This is a genomic window from Paracoccus sp. MBLB3053 (genome assembly GCF_031822435.1).
Taxonomy (GTDB): Bacteria; Pseudomonadota; Alphaproteobacteria; order Rhodobacterales; family Rhodobacteraceae; genus Paracoccus; species Paracoccus aurantius.
In genome coordinates this window covers 1983035-1997766 of sequence record NZ_JAVQLW010000001.1, presented here as the reverse complement: position 1 = coordinate 1997766, position 14732 = coordinate 1983035, and the positions used below count along the sequence as shown (strand labels likewise).

General features: G+C 62.1%; 17 protein-coding genes and 1 tRNA gene. 5 read left to right on the top strand and 13 right to left on the bottom strand.

The window, feature by feature from the left end:
- The first annotated feature begins 3 nt into the window (after positions 1–3).
- Both RGQ15_RS10015 and RGQ15_RS10010 read left to right on the top strand, forming a co-directional pair.
- A complete protein-coding gene (locus RGQ15_RS10015) occupies positions 4–834 on the top strand; it encodes a bifunctional allantoicase/(S)-ureidoglycine aminohydrolase (RefSeq protein WP_311160074.1) in 831 nt (276 codons plus the stop codon).
- 70 nt (positions 835–904) lie between these two features.
- The gene (locus tag RGQ15_RS10010) at positions 905–1300 is read left to right on the top strand and encodes a VOC family protein (protein WP_311160073.1); all 396 of its coding nucleotides are present in this window, start codon (positions 905–907) and stop codon (positions 1298–1300) included.
- On the opposite strand, the gene alkB is transcribed toward RGQ15_RS10010, so the two are convergent.
- Positions 1291–1929 (bottom strand): DNA oxidative demethylase AlkB, encoded by a 639-nt coding sequence (alkB, locus tag RGQ15_RS10005; RefSeq protein WP_311160072.1) that lies wholly within the window; start codon positions 1927–1929, stop codon positions 1291–1293. The two genes, RGQ15_RS10010 and alkB, sit on opposite strands and share 10 nt — an antisense overlap.
- 88 nt (positions 1930–2017) lie before the next feature.
- Here alkB and RGQ15_RS10000 point away from each other — a divergent pair, with 88 nt between their 5' ends.
- Positions 2018–2635 carry a DsbA family protein gene (locus RGQ15_RS10000; RefSeq protein ID WP_311160071.1) on the top strand — a complete coding sequence of 206 codons (618 nt, stop codon included), beginning with the start codon at positions 2018–2020 and terminating at the stop codon, positions 2633–2635.
- 122 nt (positions 2636–2757) lie between these two features.
- Here the strand turns inward: RGQ15_RS10000 and trpB are convergent, their stop codons facing one another.
- The 7 genes from trpB to RGQ15_RS09965 form a co-directional block, all read right to left on the bottom strand.
- Positions 2758–3990, bottom strand: a complete 1233-nt coding sequence (trpB, locus tag RGQ15_RS09995; RefSeq protein WP_311160070.1) for a tryptophan synthase subunit beta — start codon at positions 3988–3990, stop codon at positions 2758–2760.
- Between the two features lie 52 nt (positions 3991–4042).
- On the bottom strand, positions 4043–4489 hold the full coding sequence (locus tag RGQ15_RS09990) for a GNAT family N-acetyltransferase (protein WP_311160069.1): 447 nt from the start codon (positions 4487–4489) through the stop codon (positions 4043–4045).
- Between the two features lie 69 nt (positions 4490–4558).
- On the bottom strand, positions 4559–5206 hold the full coding sequence (locus RGQ15_RS09985) for a phosphoribosylanthranilate isomerase (protein ID WP_311160068.1): 648 nt from the start codon (positions 5204–5206) through the stop codon (positions 4559–4561).
- A 2-nt stretch (positions 5207–5208) separates the two neighbouring features.
- The gene (locus tag RGQ15_RS09980) at positions 5209–5610 is read right to left on the bottom strand and encodes a LapA family protein (protein WP_311160067.1); all 402 of its coding nucleotides are present in this window, start codon (positions 5608–5610) and stop codon (positions 5209–5211) included.
- 36 nt (positions 5611–5646) lie between these two features.
- Positions 5647–5934, bottom strand: a complete 288-nt coding sequence (ihfB, locus tag RGQ15_RS09975; RefSeq protein WP_311160066.1) for an integration host factor subunit beta — start codon at positions 5932–5934, stop codon at positions 5647–5649.
- Positions 5935–6138: 204 nt separating this feature from the next.
- Positions 6139–7818: a 30S ribosomal protein S1 gene (gene rpsA / locus RGQ15_RS09970; protein WP_311160065.1), complete on the bottom strand. Its 1680-nt coding sequence runs from the start codon at positions 7816–7818 to the stop codon at positions 6139–6141.
- Between the two features lie 228 nt (positions 7819–8046).
- A complete protein-coding gene (locus RGQ15_RS09965; RefSeq protein ID WP_311160064.1) occupies positions 8047–8634 on the bottom strand; it encodes a (d)CMP kinase in 588 nt (195 codons plus the stop codon).
- 266 nt (positions 8635–8900) lie between these two features.
- Between RGQ15_RS09965 and RGQ15_RS09960 the strand changes: the two genes are divergently transcribed.
- Positions 8901–9767 (top strand): helix-turn-helix transcriptional regulator, encoded by an 867-nt coding sequence (locus RGQ15_RS09960; RefSeq protein WP_311160063.1) that lies wholly within the window; start codon positions 8901–8903, stop codon positions 9765–9767.
- Positions 9768–9841: 74 nt separating this feature from the next.
- On the opposite strand, the gene tsf is transcribed toward RGQ15_RS09960, so the two are convergent.
- Both tsf and rpsB read right to left on the bottom strand, forming a co-directional pair.
- Entirely contained in the window at positions 9842–10753 is a 912-nt protein-coding gene (gene tsf, locus RGQ15_RS09955) for a translation elongation factor Ts (RefSeq protein WP_311160062.1), read from the bottom strand.
- A 117-nt stretch (positions 10754–10870) separates the two neighbouring features.
- Positions 10871–11653 (bottom strand): 30S ribosomal protein S2, encoded by a 783-nt coding sequence (rpsB, locus tag RGQ15_RS09950; protein ID WP_311160061.1) that lies wholly within the window; start codon positions 11651–11653, stop codon positions 10871–10873.
- Between the two features lie 279 nt (positions 11654–11932).
- Here rpsB and RGQ15_RS09945 point away from each other — a divergent pair.
- Positions 11933–12008, top strand: a tRNA-Thr gene (locus tag RGQ15_RS09945).
- A 324-nt stretch (positions 12009–12332) separates the two neighbouring features.
- On the opposite strand, the gene RGQ15_RS09940 is transcribed toward RGQ15_RS09945, so the two are convergent.
- The 3 genes from RGQ15_RS09940 to RGQ15_RS09930 are packed head-to-tail and all read right to left on the bottom strand — an operon-like array spanning position 12333 to position 14709.
- Positions 12333–13085, bottom strand: a complete 753-nt coding sequence (locus tag RGQ15_RS09940) for a hypothetical protein (protein WP_311160060.1) — start codon at positions 13083–13085, stop codon at positions 12333–12335.
- A complete protein-coding gene (locus tag RGQ15_RS09935; RefSeq protein WP_311160059.1) occupies positions 13082–14431 on the bottom strand; it encodes a hypothetical protein in 1350 nt (449 codons plus the stop codon). Before RGQ15_RS09935 ends, RGQ15_RS09940 begins: the two co-directional genes overlap by 4 nt.
- Positions 14428–14709: a hypothetical protein gene (locus tag RGQ15_RS09930; protein WP_311160058.1), complete on the bottom strand. Its 282-nt coding sequence runs from the start codon at positions 14707–14709 to the stop codon at positions 14428–14430. The genes RGQ15_RS09935 and RGQ15_RS09930 overlap by 4 nt, the downstream gene beginning before the upstream one ends.
- Between the last annotated feature and the right edge of the window lie 23 nt (positions 14710–14732).

The window sequence follows — 14732 nt, the reverse complement described above, 5'->3', positions numbered from 1 at the left end:
AAGATGAGCGAAGTCAGCGCACCCCGCTATGCCGGGCCCCTTGCAGGCCTGCCGCCGCAGACGGACCTGTCGACCGATACCGCGGTCTTCACCGAAGCCTATGCGGTGATCCCGGCTTCGACGATGCGCGACATCGTCACCAGCTTCCTGCCCGGTTGGACCGGGATGCGGATGTGGGTGATCGCCCGCCCGCTTTCGGGCTTTGCCGAGACCTTCAGCCAATATGTCGTGGAGCTGCAACCCGGCGGCGGCTCGGCCCAGCCCGAGACCGACGAGGGCGCGCAGGCCGCGATCTTTGTCACCGATGGCAGCGTGACCCTGACCATCGACGGCAAAACCCATGAACTGACCCCCGGCGGTTTCGCCTATATCCCGGCAGGCATGGACTGGTCGGTCGCGAATGGCGACCAGGTCTCGCGCTTCCATTGGTGGCGCAAGCGCTGGCAGGCGGTCGAGGGTGTCGAGAAGCCCGATGTCATCATCGCCAATGAACGCGACATCGCGCCGATCCCGATGCCTGATACCGGCGGCAGCTGGGCCACGACCCGCTTCATGGACCCGACCGATATGCGCCATGACATGCATATCACCATCGTGACCCTGAGCCCCGGCGGCACCATCCCCTTTGCCGAGACCCATGTCATGGAGCACGGGCTATTCGTCATCGAGGGCAAGGCGGTCTATCGCCTGAACCGCGACTGGGTCGAGGTCGGCCCCGGCGATTTCATGTGGCTGCGCGCCTTCTGCCCGCAATGCTGCTACGCAGGCGGCCCGGGGAACTTCCGCTACCTGCTCTACAAGGACGTGAACCGCCACGCGCCGCTCTGGCGCTGAGATCGGGGCCTTCGGGCCCCTTTTGCATTTGCCGACCCGCCGCTAGATTGCCCGAAAACAGGAGATACCCATGGCCAAGGCAATCCATTCGATGATCCGCGTGCTCGACGAGGCCCGCTCGCTCGCCTTCTACGAGACCGCCTTCGGGCTCAAGGTCGCAGATCGCCTGGACTTCGACAGCTTCACGCTGATCTACCTGTCGAACCCAGAAACAGAATTCGAGCTTGAGTTGACGGTCAACAAGGATCGCACCGCGCCCTATGATCTGGGCGACGGATATGGCCATCTCGCGGTTTCGGTCGAAGATGTCGCGGCGGAACATGCCCGGCTGTCCGAAGCCGGTCTTGAGCCCCGCAAGCTGGTCGATTTCGCGCCGGGCGGAGAGGTCATCGCGCGGTTCTTCTTCATCGCCGATCCGGATGGCTACCAGATCGAAGTGCTGCAGCGGGGCGGTCGCTATCTCTGACCGGCCTGTCGGAATGTCAGGTTGATCCGGCAGCGCCCGGTTTCGGGGTGCTCGCCTGGTTTCAGGGTCAGGATACCGTGCCAGGCCAGACGCGACGGCCCGCCCCACACGGCCACGTCGCCATGGTGCAATTCATGCCGCCGCACCGGGTCCTTGCGATCGGTGCCGCCGAACTGGAAGGTCGCGGGCAACCCAAGGGACACCGAAACGATGGGCGCATCGAAACCGGCCTCGTCCCGGTCCTGGTGCAGGCCCATCTTCACGCCCGGCGCATAACGGTTGATCAGGCAGGCGTCGGGTTCGAAAGCTTCGAACCCGGCGATGAGCGCGGCCTCATGCGCCAGTTCCACGAAACAGGGGGGCATGTCGGGCCAGGGCCGGCCGCTTTCTGGATCGTGCGTTTCATAGCGGTAGCCACGCCGGTCGCTGACCCAGCCAAGCATCCCGCAATTCGTCATCTCGACCCCGATCTGACGCCCTCCCGGCGTCATCATGCGTCGAAAAGGCGCACGGGCTTCGACCGAGGCGAGACCGGCCAGAAGATCGCGGTCAGCCCCAATGCCGCGCAGGATCATCGCTCCGGGGGCGATGATTTCGTCCCGCCGGTCACCGAAAAGGTCGGATTCCATCCTTCTCTCCCACATGATTGTCATTTCAAGCCCCTTGACCAGCCATGGCCAGTCAGGCCCAGAATGCAAGAAGCGAAAGGAGCATCCCATGCGCCGCAAACTTGCCGCAATCGCCGCGACCCTGCTGATCACGCTGTCCTGCGGTGCGGCATCCGCCCAGGACATGACCGCGGCAGAGATCGCCGCGATCAAGAACGCGGTCTTCAACGATCCTGCTTCGCCCGTGATGGGAAACCCGGCCGGAGACGTCACCCTGGTCGAGTTTTCGGACTACAATTGCGGCTTCTGCCGAAAGTCCATGCCGGTTGTGATGGGCTTGCTGAAATCCGATCCCGGCATCAAGCTCGTCGTGCATGAGATCCCGATCTTCGGCGATGGGTCACGCTTCGCGGCAAAGGCCGCGCTCGCCGCCGCCAAGCAGGGCCGTTATCCCGAGTTCCACCGCGCCCTCATGGGCATGAATGGCCGTGCCGAGGAAGCTTCGGTCATGCGCGTCGCACGCGATCTTGGGCTCGACATCGCGCGCCTGAAAAAGGACATGGAATCGCCCGAGATCACGGCCCAGATCGAGAAATCGCTGGGCCTTGCGGATGATATCGGACTGGTCGGAACACCAAGCTTCGTGGCAGGCAATCGCGCGGTCTTCGGCGCCCTGCCCCAAGCCGATCTCGCCGAACTGGTGGCCGAGGCCCGTTCGGGCAAATAAGCGCAAGCTGCGGGCCCGCAAGCTCGGCATAGACGCGAGCTTTCCGAAGACCCCGAATTGGAAAAGGGCGACGGCTGGTTGGCCCGTCGCCCCATCTCGTCCCTGGTCACCGTCCGCGAAAATCAGGTCTGGATGTCGACACCCAGATGCTTCGCGACCGCAAAGATATCCTTGTCGCCCCGGCCGGACAGGTTAACCACCATGATGTGATCGCGGGGCAATTCGGGCGCGATCTTGATGACATGGGCCAACGCGTGGCTGGGCTCCAGCGCCGGAATGATGCCTTCGAGGCGGCAGAGGGTCTGGAAGGCCTCGAGCGCTTCGGTATCGGTTACGCTGACATACTCTGCCCGGCCCTGTTCCTTCAGCCAGGCGTGCTCCGGCCCGATGCCCGGATAGTCGAGCCCCGCGCTGATCGAATGGCCCTCGAGGATCTGGCCAGCATCGTCCTGCAGCAGATAGGTGCGGTTGCCGTGCAGCACGCCGGGGCGCCCGCCGGTCAGGCTGGCGCAATGCTCCATGCGCTCATCGACGCCTTTGCCACCCGCTTCGACCCCGATGATGCGCACGGAAGGATCGTCGAGGAAGGGGTGGAACAACCCCATGGCATTCGAGCCTCCACCGATCGCGGCGATGACGCTGTCGGGCAAACGGCCCTCGCCCTCCTGCTCTTCCAGCTGCCAGCGGGTCTCGCGGCCGATGATACATTGGAAATCGCGCACCATGGCGGGATAGGGATGCGGGCCCGCCACCGTGCCGATGCAATAGAAGGTGTCGCGCACATTGGTCACCCAGTCGCGCAGCGCGTCATTCATCGCGTCCTTGAGCGTGCCGCGGCCCGAGGTGACCGGCACGACTTCGGCGCCCAGAAGGCGCATGCGGAACACGTTCGGCGCCTGACGCTCGACATCATGCGCGCCCATGTAGACGATGCATTTCAGCCCGAAACGCGCGCAGACCGTGGCGGTCGCCACGCCATGCTGGCCCGCGCCGGTTTCGGCAATGATCCGGGTCTTGCCCATGCGACGTGCGAGCAGGATCTGGCCCAGCACGTTGTTGATCTTGTGGCTGCCGGTGTGGTTCAGCTCTTCACGCTTGAGATAGATCTTCGCGCCGCCCAGTTCTTCGGTCAGGCGCGGCGCGAAATATAGCGGGCTCGGACGGCCGACATAGTGTTTCCACAGGTCGTCCATCTCGGCCCAGAACTCCGGATCGGTCTTGGCGCGTTCGTATTCCGCTTCCAGATCCAGGATCAGCGGCATCAGCGTCTCGCTGACAAAGCGCCCGCCAAAGATGCCGAAACGCCCCTGCTCATCCGGGCCGGTCATGAAGCTGTTGATGAGATCTTCGGCCATGGCTCTCCTCGCGCGCGGTCGGGAATTGGATCAGAAGAAGGGCTGCCGCCCCTCACAGTGATTTCTTATAGCCGATATGGGAAGGGGTAAAGCCGAGGCGGTCGTAGAAACGATGCGCATCCGCTCTTGACCTGTTCGTCGTGAACTGCAAAAGCGCGCAGCCCGCCTCGCGGGCACGTGCCTCGGCATCGCGCATCAACGCCTCGCCGATGCGCTGGCCTCGATGGCTTGATGCAACGCGGACCCCCTCGATCTGGGCACGACGTGCGGCAGAAAGTGACAGGCCCGAAATGAAGGTGATCTGGTAACAGGCGACAACCTCTGTCGCGATCACCCCCACGACCAGGTGATTGCCCCCTTCTGCCCGCATGGCTTCGAACGCCGCCTGATAGGTCGACATATCCCCCCGCTCGCGGGTCTGGCCCAGCATGTCATCGGCCAGCAATGCGACGACCGGGGCGACGTCAGCCTGTTCCGCGACGCGAAAACTGATCGTCACCGCACATCCTTTCCAATTGATCCGGGCCGGGCGGGCCACTCGCCTCGGAACTGACCCCGGTCGCAGCCGTCAAAGGATCGGGGCCGTGGCCCGTGCAATGAACTTCGCGATCTTCTGTGTGTCTTTCACACCCGGCGCGGATTCGACACCCGAGGACACATCGACACCCTGGGCACGCGTCAAGCGGATCGCCTCACCCACATTGTCCGGGGTAAGCCCGCCGGCCAGGAGCCAGGGCTTCAGGATCTGCCGACCCGCCAGCAGCCGCCAATCGAAGGCAAGACCATTGCCGCCCGGCAGCACCGCATCCTTCGGCGCCTTTGCGTCGATCAGCAGCATGTCGGCCACAAGGCCGTAATCCCAGATCGCGTCCAGATCCGCCGGTTCGGCCACACCGACGGCCTTCATGACAGGAAGGCCCGTCAGGGCCTTGACCTCGGCGACGCGCTGGGGGCTTTCGCTGCCATGAAGCTGGACGATATCCAATGGCACCTGCGCGAGTGTCGCCTCCAGCGCGGCATCGTCCGGATTGACGAACAAACCCACACGCGCGATGCCCAAAGGCACATTGGCCACGAGAGACGAGGCCGTCGCGGCGGTGACATGTCGCGGCGATTGGGGGAAGAAGACGAAACCCAGATAGCGTGCCCCGGACTTCACCGCCGCATCGACGGCTGCAGGCTCGTTCAGCCCACAGATCTTGACGGAAACAGGCATGGCTAGCGCGGGGCCGGAAGAGCGGCGGCGGCTGCGGGTTTGGGCGCCGGGCGCGAAGCGGATTCGTCGAGGATGGCCAGAACGTCGTCCTTGGGCGCGGAATGGGTGCGGCGCAGGTCACCGACCTCGCGCTCAAGCCGGGCCAGTTCACGGGCGCGGGCCTTTGCTTCGGCGCGTTGGCCATGTTCGCGAAGCCATTCCCAGACCAGACCGACGATCAGACCGAAAACCATGGCGATAAACAGGGCAAGGAAGCCCGGCAGGGTCATCGACCATTGGCCATTGGTGAAACGAGATAGGCTTTCGGGCACCAGGTTGACCGTAATCGGTGCACGATTGGCCAAGGCCACAAGGATCAGCACGACGGCCAGAAGAAAAATAAGGACAAGCCTGATCACGCGCATGATTCACCCCGCAGCAGAATTCGCCGCCAATCTGGCTTATTCGCCCTCGCCGTTCAACCGCTCGCGGAGCAACTTCCCGGTCTTGAAGAAAGGCACATGTTTCTGGTCGACGCTGACCGCCTCGCCGGTGCGCGGATTGCGGCCCTGTCGGGCATCGCGCTTCTTGACCGAGAACGCACCAAAGCCGCGCAGTTCGACCCTGTCGCCCCGCGCCATGGCATTTATGATTTCCTCGAAGACCGTGTTCACGATCCGCTCGACATCCCGCTGGAACAGATGCGGGTTCTCTTCTGAAATCTTCTGGATCAGTTCGGATCGGATCATCTGAGTTCCCGGATTTTGGCAAGTTCCCACAACGACCTGCTGCGTTAATCTTAAATCAGCGCGGCCGCGTTTCAATGGCTGAACGTCGACTTCGGCAAAAGGTTGCGATTTTTTTAAGATAGATCACGCGGTTCGGCGGATTCTCGCATGAAAAACGCCCCCGACCGCGAGGGTCGGGGGCGTCTGTATCAACTGAAAGACCGATCAGCCTTTGTTCTTCAGCGCGGCGCCAAGGATGTCGCCCAGCGAAGCGCCCGAGTCGGACGAACCGAATTGCTCGACGGCTTCACGCTCTTCGGCGATCTCGCGTGCCTTGATCGACAGGCCCAGACGACGGGTCTTGGTGTCGATGTTGGTGACGCGGACGTCCACGTTGTCGCCAACCTGGAAGCGCTCGGGGCGCTGGTCCTGACGGTCACGGGCGAGATCCGAACGACGGATGAAGGATTTCATGCCGTTGTACTCGACCTCGACGCCGCCATCTTCGATCGCGGTGACGGTGACGGTGATGACCGAACCACGCTTCACGCCTTCGACGGCTTCAGCCATGGCGTCGTTTTCCAGAGCCTTGATCGAAAGCGAGATGCGCTCTTTCTCGACGTCGACTTCCTGGACAACGGCTTTCACCACATCGCCCTTGCGGAAGTCCTGGATGGCATCTTCGCCACGGGTATCCCACGAGATGTCCGACAGGTGAACCATGCCGTCGATATCGCCTTCGAGGCCAACGAACAGACCGAATTCGGTGATGTTCTTGACTTCGCCTTCGATGACGGTGCCGACCGGGTGGGTCTCGGCGAAGACTTCCCACGGGTTGCGCATGGTCTGCTTGAGACCCAGCGACACGCGGCGCTTGGCTTCGTCGATTTCCAGGACCATGACGTCAACCTCTTGCGAGGTCGAGACGATCTTGCCGGGGTGCACGTTCTTCTTGGTCCAGGACATTTCCGAAACGTGGACCAGACCTTCGACACCGGCTTCCAGCTCGACGAACGCGCCGTAATCGGTGATATTGGTCACGCGGCCAGCATGGACCGAGCCGATCGGGAACTTGTTGCCGACCGTATCCCACGGATCGGCCTGAAGCTGCTTCATGCCCAGGCTGATGCGGTGGGTGTCCTTGTTGATCTTGACGACCTGGACCTTGACGGTCTCGCCGATCGACAGGATCTCGGACGGGTGGTTGACGCGGCGCCAGGCCATGTCGGTGACGTGCAGCAGGCCGTCGACGCCGCCGAGGTCAACGAACGCACCGTATTCGGTGATGTTCTTGACGACGCCCTCGACCGTCTGACCTTCGGTCAGGTTGGCGATGACTTCGGCGCGCTGTTCGGCGCGGCTTTCTTCCAGGATCGCACGGCGCGAGACAACGATGTTGCCACGGCGACGGTCCATTTTCAGGATTTGGAACGGCTGCTTCAGACCCATCAGCGGGCCGGCATCGCGGACCGGACGGACGTCGACTTGGCTGCCCGGCAGGAAGGCAACAGCGCCGCCCAGATCGACGGTGAAACCGCCTTTGACGCGACCGAAGATAGCGCCTTCGACGCGCTCTTCAGCGGCGTAGGCTTTTTCCAGACGGTCCCAGGCCTCTTCGCGGCGAGCTTTCTCGCGCGAGATCGAGGCTTCACCGCGAGCGTTTTCGACGCGGTCGAGATAGACTTCGACTTCGTCGCCAACCGCGATCGAGGGAGCTTCGCCGGGATTAGCGAATTCTTTCAGATCAACGCGGCCTTCCATCTTGTAGCCGACGTCGATGATGGCCTGGCCTGCCTCGATGGCGATGACCTTGCCTTTGACAACCGAACCTTCGTCCGGGGTGTCGATGTTGAGGCTTTCATTAAGGAGGGCCTCGAATTCCTCCATGGTCGCTTTAGCGCACATATAGAATCAGTTTCCTTTGCGTGGTTTTCTGGCCTTGCGGTTGGCTCCGCCGGTCTTTTTGTAGGCGTCGAGATAAGCGCAAAGGGTCGCGGCATAGGCCCGACCCCTGTATGATGCGGCCTGTTGTGGCCATATCTCTTAACCCGACGGGCGTCGATATACCCATTAATCCACAGGCTGGCAAGGCTTTCCGGGCCGTAATTGCGAAGGTCAGCCGTGGTTTTGGCCCTAGCGGCGTGATCTGAGGCGAACCGCTTCGATCACGCGCGCCACCGCCTCGTCGATGCTGAGCTGCGATGTGTCAAGCAACATTGCGTCTTCGGCAGGACGCATGGGCGCCACATCACGCGCGGCGTCGCGCGCATCCCGTTCCCGAAGCTCCGCCAGGATATGCGCTTCGTCCGCCCCCAGTTCCAGTGCGCGACGGCGTGCGCGGATCTCGTCACTTGCGGTGACATAAAGCTTGAGCTGCGCCTCGGGGCAGATCACCGTTCCGATATCACGTCCGTCGAGAACAGCGCCGGGTTCACTGAGCGCGAAGCGACGCTGGAAATCGACAAGGGCGCTGCGGACTTCCGGGATCGCCGCGACCCGGCTGGCCGCCTGCCCTGCTTCTGCCGTGCGAAGGCCGTCGCGCGACAGGTCTTCGGGACGAAGCCTGAGGGCGGCCAGGATCGGATCGCCCCCGATCGCGCCGACCGCGCGGTAAAGCAAACCCGTATCGAGATGGACAAAGCCGAATTCGCGGGCAACTGCGCGTGCGATCGTTCCCTTGCCGGAAGCGGCCGGGCCATCGATTGCAATCGTAAAGGACATCTGCCCGCTCCTGTTATCCTTCGGAATTATCCCCGGTGGGCTACCCTTCCGGCTAGGTGAGGGTCAAGATGGCAGTCGCAAGTCTCACCGTACAGTTTCACGCCTTGTTGATCCGGCGCTGCCCAAAGAACCGGCCCCGCCCGAACGGACGGACAAAGATGCGGCTTTACAACAAGCTGCCCGTCCGAATGGGCAGCCAGCCTTGTCTGCTTGCCGCGAACCCAATAATTCCCGGCCAAAGCAGATGACGACGGACGTGACCCCGCATGCCCCTGATGACGGCCTTCGAACAGCTTCTTGCGGCACGCACGGTCGAAGAAGCATGGGCCCGCTACCTGGCCGAAATCGCAGAACTGGGCTTCCCGACGGTCTTCTACGGCGCTCAGCGGATCATCCAGACAGGCAGTGAAAGCATCATCGACGATGCCATCGAGATGACCTCATTGCCCGACGCCCTCATGACAGAACTGGTCAGGGGAAAGCTGATGCGCAATCTTCCGATGATGTCATGGATGATCCACAATCATGGCAGCTCAAGCTGGGACTGGATGCATTCACGCCGCGCAGCCGGAGAAATGGGCCCGAACGAGGCGCGCTGCTTGGAAACATTCGAGCGCTACAGGCTGGGCAGCGGCATCGCGATCAGCCTGTCAGATCTTGCCCCAAGGCTGCGCGGGGGCGTCTTGCTGCTTGGGCGTGCCGGAACGGCTCAATCGACGATCGACAGGCGCTGGAAAACGTCTCAACGGGAAATCGAGCTTCTGACCCAGCTTCTGCACCAGCGATTTGCGAACCTGCCCTTTCGGGTTCCGGCAGAGGTTCTCACGTCACGGCAACGCGAGGCGCTGGAAATGACCTGCATCGGGTTCACGACCCACGAAATCGCCGAACGGCTCGAAGTCACTCCTGCCACCATCGAAAAGCATATGCGTCTGGCCAGAAAGGCCTTGGGCGCCCGAACCACCGCTCAGGCCGTGCTGGTGGCGCTGACCAGACGCCAGATCTTCGTCGATCGGGGCGAGGGCCGGACCACTGAAGCGCCGCTTGCCAATGGGGCGAACGCCCCGGCCGCGTCGTGGAGCTATCGGCAATTCCCGAACTCGGTCGGACAAGAGCCGATGTCCGCCGAATAGTCCGAGATCCACGGCAAAAGAGAAGCGCCGGCTCCTTTCGGAACCGGCGCCATTCGCTCGGAAAGGGACGCGGCTTAGTTGGCGCCCAGGGTCTTGGCGACCTCGGCCGCGAAGTCCTCTTCCTTCTTTTCGACGCCTTCGCCGACCATCACGCGGGCGTAGCCGGTGATTTCCACGCCAGCTTCTTTCGCGGCCTGCTCGACCGTCAGGTCGGGGTTCATCACGAAGGCCTGACCCAGCAGGGTGTTCTCGGCGACGAACTTCTTCATCCGGCCCGGGATGATGTTGTTCTGGATGACGGCCTCGGGCTTCGGCTTGGCCGAACCGGCGTTCTCTTCCAGAGCTTTCGCGGTCTGGACTTCCAGTTCGCGGGCCAGCAGCGCCGGGTCAAGCGTCGCTTCCGACAGCGAAACCGGGGCGGTCGCCGCGATGTGCATCGCGAACTGCTTGCCGATTTGCTCGGCCTTGTCCTTGTCGCCCTTCAGGGCAACCAGAACACCGATCTTGCCCATGCCTTCGGTCGCGGCATTGTGGACGTAAGAGACGACGGTATCGCCTTCCAGAACGTGCATCCGGCGCAGGGTCATGTTTTCGCCGATACGGGCGATCGCATCGGTCAGCACGTCCGAAACCGGCTTGCCGTTCAGATGGGTGGCTTTCAGCACCTCGACATCGGTCGCGGATTGCAGCGCGACTTCGGTGATCTCGCGGACCAGCTGCTGGAAGTCGGAGTTCTTGGCAACGAAGTCGGTTTCCGAGTTGATCTCGATCGCGACACCGCGACCGTCAGTCACCTGCACGCCGACCAGGCCTTCGGCCGCAACGCGGTCGGCCTTCTTGGCGGCTTTCGCCAGGCCCTTGGTCCGGAGCCAGTCGATCGCGGCTTCCATGTTGCCGTCGTTTTCGGTCAGCGCCTTCTTGGCGTCCATCATGCCTGCGCCGGTCGTTTCGCGCAGCTCTTTCACCATAGCAGCGGTGATAGCCATCCGATGTCTCCTTGTTCTCAATGCGTCAGGCGGGGCTTATCCCCGCCTGATGAATGTTCCGTGAAGCCTCGCAGGGGCGGGCCAACGGCCCGACCCATCGGCCGGGCCATGTCCCGATCAGGCTTCGGCGGTCGCTTCTTGCGAAGCTTCGCCTTCCAGCTCTTCCTCGATGCTCGCTTCAAGCGCACCAAGGTCGACACCGGCGGCGCCCATCTGGGCGGTCATGCCGTCCAGAGCAGCGCGCGAGGCCAGGTCGCAATAGAGCGCGATGGCGCGCGATGCGTCGTCGTTGCCCGGGATGACATAGTCAACGCCCTTGGGCGAGCAGTTGGTGTCGACGATGGCAACGACCGGAATGCCCAGCTTCTTCGCTTCCGCGATTGCCAGGTCTTCCTTGTTGACGTCGATCACGAAGAGCAGGTCCGGCAGACCACCCATTTCACGGATACCGCCGAGCGAAGCCTGCAGCTTGGCCTGCTCGCGTTCCATGTGGAGACGCTCTTTCTTGGTCAGACCCTCTGCACCCGAGGCCATGGTCTCATCGATGGCCTTCAGACGCTGGATCGACTGGGAAACGGTTTTCCAGTTGGTCAGCGTGCCGCCGAGCCAGCGGTGGTTCATGTAGTACTGAGCCGATTTCTCGGCGGCTTCGGCGACGGCCTTCTGGGCCTGGCGCTTGGTGCCGACGAAGAGAACGCGGCCGCCCTTGGCGACGGTGTCACGGATGACCTGCAGCGCCGCGTCCAGCATCGGGACGGTCTGGGTCAGGTCGAAAATGTGAATGCCGTTACGTTCACCATAGATGAACTCGGCCATACGGGGGTTCCAGCGCTGGGTCTGGTGGCCGTAGTGAACGCCAGCTTCAAGCAGCTGACGCATGGAGAATTCAGGAAGCGCCATATCAAGGTCCTTTCCGGTTTGAGCCTAAGCGGGGTATTCAGGGACGGATGTCCCAACCGGTGGACCTGCGAAGGATTTCTCCCCTCGTCGGCCCGACCCCACCTGTGAAGTGCGCGCCAATTAGTCGCTTTTCTGCGCGATTGCAAGCCCCGATCCACGCTGCAGGCGCGAAGCCCCGTGACGAGCCGGAAATGCGATAGCGGCACAATCAATCGCGATCGGGTGAGGGTTGCAAGCGGCACTTGCACATGCTGCGTTCTGACGTTATCGGGAGGGCGGGCCGGTTTAGCTCAGCTGGTAGAGCAGCTGATTTGTAATCAGAAGGTCGCGGGTTCGATTCCTGCAACCGGCACCATCACCACATAATTATTGTAGATCAGTAACTTAAGCGGTGGCTACCACCTACGCTTACCACCTACGTTTGCAATTTTTTTTTGTAGATCCTGGATGACCCCTTAGGGGCGCTTCCCTAGAGGCTCAAAGCCACAATTTTTATATTGGAAATCAGTGGGCCTATCCCGCCTAGGTGAAGTCCTTGACGAGTGTTCAGGGGGGAGCTTTGCCGCGCGCGGGAAAGTGCAATGGCCGCGCTGCAGGGCAACCGATGCGTTGACGCGGTTCTGGTCGATGAAACCCATGGGTATCCTTGAATTGCTGGACGTCGTTGAGAGGGCGGTAGTTACAAGAGCTCGCCCTTCTGGGCGGGGCGGCCAAGCCTGACAGGGGTTTTCGAAGGCGGGTTCTCCGCCTTGGGCTTCGATTTCCTGGCTGGTATTGCTGGCGTAGAGGTCGTCTCCGCAGGCGCGTGATCGATGAGGCTTGCTCCGCCGAGTGGCAGGATCCCCGGGCCCGAGATCGCGGTGGCCAGAGTACCTGGGGCGACCGTGTCGATCGGCACGTGCGTGGTGACCAGCCGACATGAGGCAAACAGGCTCTTGGCCTTCTTGCGGGCTTCACCCACGTTGACATAGCTCCTGGGCAGCCGTCGCTCGACGCCGATCTTCTTGAGCTGTTCATGTCTCTCGAGGCGAACCTTTGCGATCCGATCTTCATAAAGCGTTGTCAACTCGGGGTTTTCGCGCGAGTACTGCGTCATCAACTCCAGGAATTCGGACACGGTCAGACCTGCGAAGACGGTCGTCCGGAGTGCCAGTCTGTACGGGTCCGGATCACGCGGAATCACTGCGGTTGCAAAGCTCAGATCGTCCGGATCGATATAAACGGTGACCTTGCCCTGGTGGTGTTCGCGGGCGGTCTGGAACTCGTCTGACGAATAGAAGAGGCCTTCAAGCACACGCACACGCTCATCGTTGGGCTGCAACTTGAATGGCCAGCCCAAGTGGACGCGACGGAGATCTTCATCCAAAAGACGAAATGTCTCCCTGGTCTCATTCAGTTCTTGATAGACCTCTGCTGGGCGGCGCCCGCTCATACCGACATCCGCTCGACATACGGCTTGTCGGCGGAGGCGTGGGTCCGCACATCGGTATTCGCCGATGCGATCCCCATGAGCGCGGACTTGACCTCGGCGTCCCGCAGGCCGGTACCGTTGTCGTTGCGCACCATGCCGAGCCCCATGGCCGGCATAGCCTCGCCCTCGCAACCGTAGATGCGCCTCTCGCGGGTCTTGTCGCGCGTTGCCATCCGCAGCAGCTGCATCGTGGCTTCCGCTTTTGGCTGGTCGCTGACAACCCAGGCCAGCGGCATGCGTGTTGCGACATCGATCATGACAAGGATGCTGAGGCGGCTGCGGATCTCCTCATCCGCCCATTCCATAGCCTTCTTCATATCTTCAGACAGCGTATGCCAATAGCCTTTGGCCTTGGCCGAGGTAATCAGGGATGCCCGACATTCGTCCATCTCGCAGAATTCGCCGATCATGAGCGCCCGCACGTCAGAAGTGCTGCGGCCCCGCTTGTTGCGCGCGTGGCGCTCGCCCTTCGTCGCGACCATGTATTCGGTCGGCGTGAGCAGCTCCTTGCGGTGACGAAGAACGGATTGATGGGATGGGACCGGGAGCGCGGGGAGGTCGTTGAGCGCCCGCTGCCGGTTTTCCCTGTTGATCAGCGCTGTGAGGTAGCCATGCACGTTCGCCACGGACGGTCCCTTGAGATCCAGGCCGATCTCCTCCCACGCCTCTGTCATGAGTTCTTTCAGACGGAGGGGCAGACGCGGTGTCTCGTTGCCTTTGAGGTGGTCAAGTGTCGCCAGCCCAGCGATGACATCGTCACCGTCCTGGAGACCCTGATAGATCCCGTAGAATTTCTTCAGCGTTCGCCCTTTGTAGAGAAACCAGCTCTTCTGCCGGCCGCCCTTCAAGGTGGCTGCACCCAGATGCACGCGCTCGCCGAAAAAGGCTTCGACGAGCGGACGCAAGAACTTCCTGTTCGCGGGGTCGTTCAAGCTGCCGATCGAAATCCGGAAGTCCTCACTGCCCTCGACAATGGTCCGGTGCCGATGGAGCTCGTCGATCGCCCTGCATATCGCGAAGTGGAAGCGGCCATAAGTCTGTTGCTCATCAGAGAGTTGGGCCGCGACGCTCAGACCACCCAGCCTGAGCTTGGCACTTCCCTCCGGCAACAGCTGCGAAGGGGCGAAAGTCACGACGCCGGATTTCATCAATTCGACGAAGGACGAGAACCCGAGGATACTCATCTGGCCGCCCATCGGGTCCGTCAGCTCATAGCCTTGCGAACCGACCTTGCGGAGCAGGAGGTCGCGCCCCTGGACCACGATTTCGGTTCCGTCTTCGAAGTTGTAGCGAGGCGCGATCGTCATGACGCAACCTCGATGCGCGACCATTCCGCGACCACATGGTCAAGGTTTGCGGTCAAGGCGCCGCGTGCGATCAGGCGATGGCAAGATTTGAAGACCGTCTTCTGCGGCAAATCGAGCAGCGGGAAAAGATCACGCATCAGCCAGAGCGCGCGATGATTGCGGGCGGTCCAGAGCACGATGTCGTCGATTTCAGGATCGGGTGTCTGGATGGCCTCATGCAGCCGGAACAGGTTCTCCCGTCGCTGCCGTGAGTAGCGGCCAGCATCGACGATGATCATGCTGTCTGCAGCGCTCGAGGGTG

Coding starts and splice junctions, on each gene's coding strand:
- RGQ15_RS10015 (WP_311160074.1), top strand. CDS start 4: ATGAGCGAAGTCAGCGCACCCCGCTATGCCGGGCCCCTTGCAGGCCTG.
- RGQ15_RS10010 (WP_311160073.1), top strand. CDS start 905: ATGGCCAAGGCAATCCATTCGATGATCCGCGTGCTCGACGAGGCCCGC.
- alkB (WP_311160072.1), bottom strand. CDS start 1,929: ATGGAATCCGACCTTTTCGGTGACCGGCGGGACGAAATCATCGCCCCC.
- RGQ15_RS10000 (WP_311160071.1), top strand. CDS start 2,018: ATGCGCCGCAAACTTGCCGCAATCGCCGCGACCCTGCTGATCACGCTG.
- trpB (WP_311160070.1), bottom strand. CDS start 3,990: ATGGCCGAAGATCTCATCAACAGCTTCATGACCGGCCCGGATGAGCAG.
- RGQ15_RS09985 (WP_311160068.1), bottom strand. CDS start 5,206: ATGCCTGTTTCCGTCAAGATCTGTGGGCTGAACGAGCCTGCAGCCGTC.
- RGQ15_RS09980 (WP_311160067.1), bottom strand. CDS start 5,610: ATGCGCGTGATCAGGCTTGTCCTTATTTTTCTTCTGGCCGTCGTGCTG.
- ihfB (WP_311160066.1), bottom strand. CDS start 5,934: ATGATCCGATCCGAACTGATCCAGAAGATTTCAGAAGAGAACCCGCAT.
- rpsA (WP_311160065.1), bottom strand. CDS start 7,818: ATGTGCGCTAAAGCGACCATGGAGGAATTCGAGGCCCTCCTTAATGAA.
- RGQ15_RS09965 (WP_311160064.1), bottom strand. CDS start 8,634: ATGTCCTTTACGATTGCAATCGATGGCCCGGCCGCTTCCGGCAAGGGA.
- RGQ15_RS09960 (WP_311160063.1), top strand. CDS start 8,901: ATGCCCCTGATGACGGCCTTCGAACAGCTTCTTGCGGCACGCACGGTC.
- tsf (WP_311160062.1), bottom strand. CDS start 10,753: ATGGCTATCACCGCTGCTATGGTGAAAGAGCTGCGCGAAACGACCGGC.
- rpsB (WP_311160061.1), bottom strand. CDS start 11,653: ATGGCGCTTCCTGAATTCTCCATGCGTCAGCTGCTTGAAGCTGGCGTT.
- RGQ15_RS09940 (WP_311160060.1), bottom strand. CDS start 13,085: ATGAGCGGGCGCCGCCCAGCAGAGGTCTATCAAGAACTGAATGAGACC.
- RGQ15_RS09935 (WP_311160059.1), bottom strand. CDS start 14,431: ATGACGATCGCGCCTCGCTACAACTTCGAAGACGGAACCGAAATCGTG.
- RGQ15_RS09930 (WP_311160058.1), bottom strand. CDS start 14,709: ATGATCATCGTCGATGCTGGCCGCTACTCACGGCAGCGACGGGAGAAC.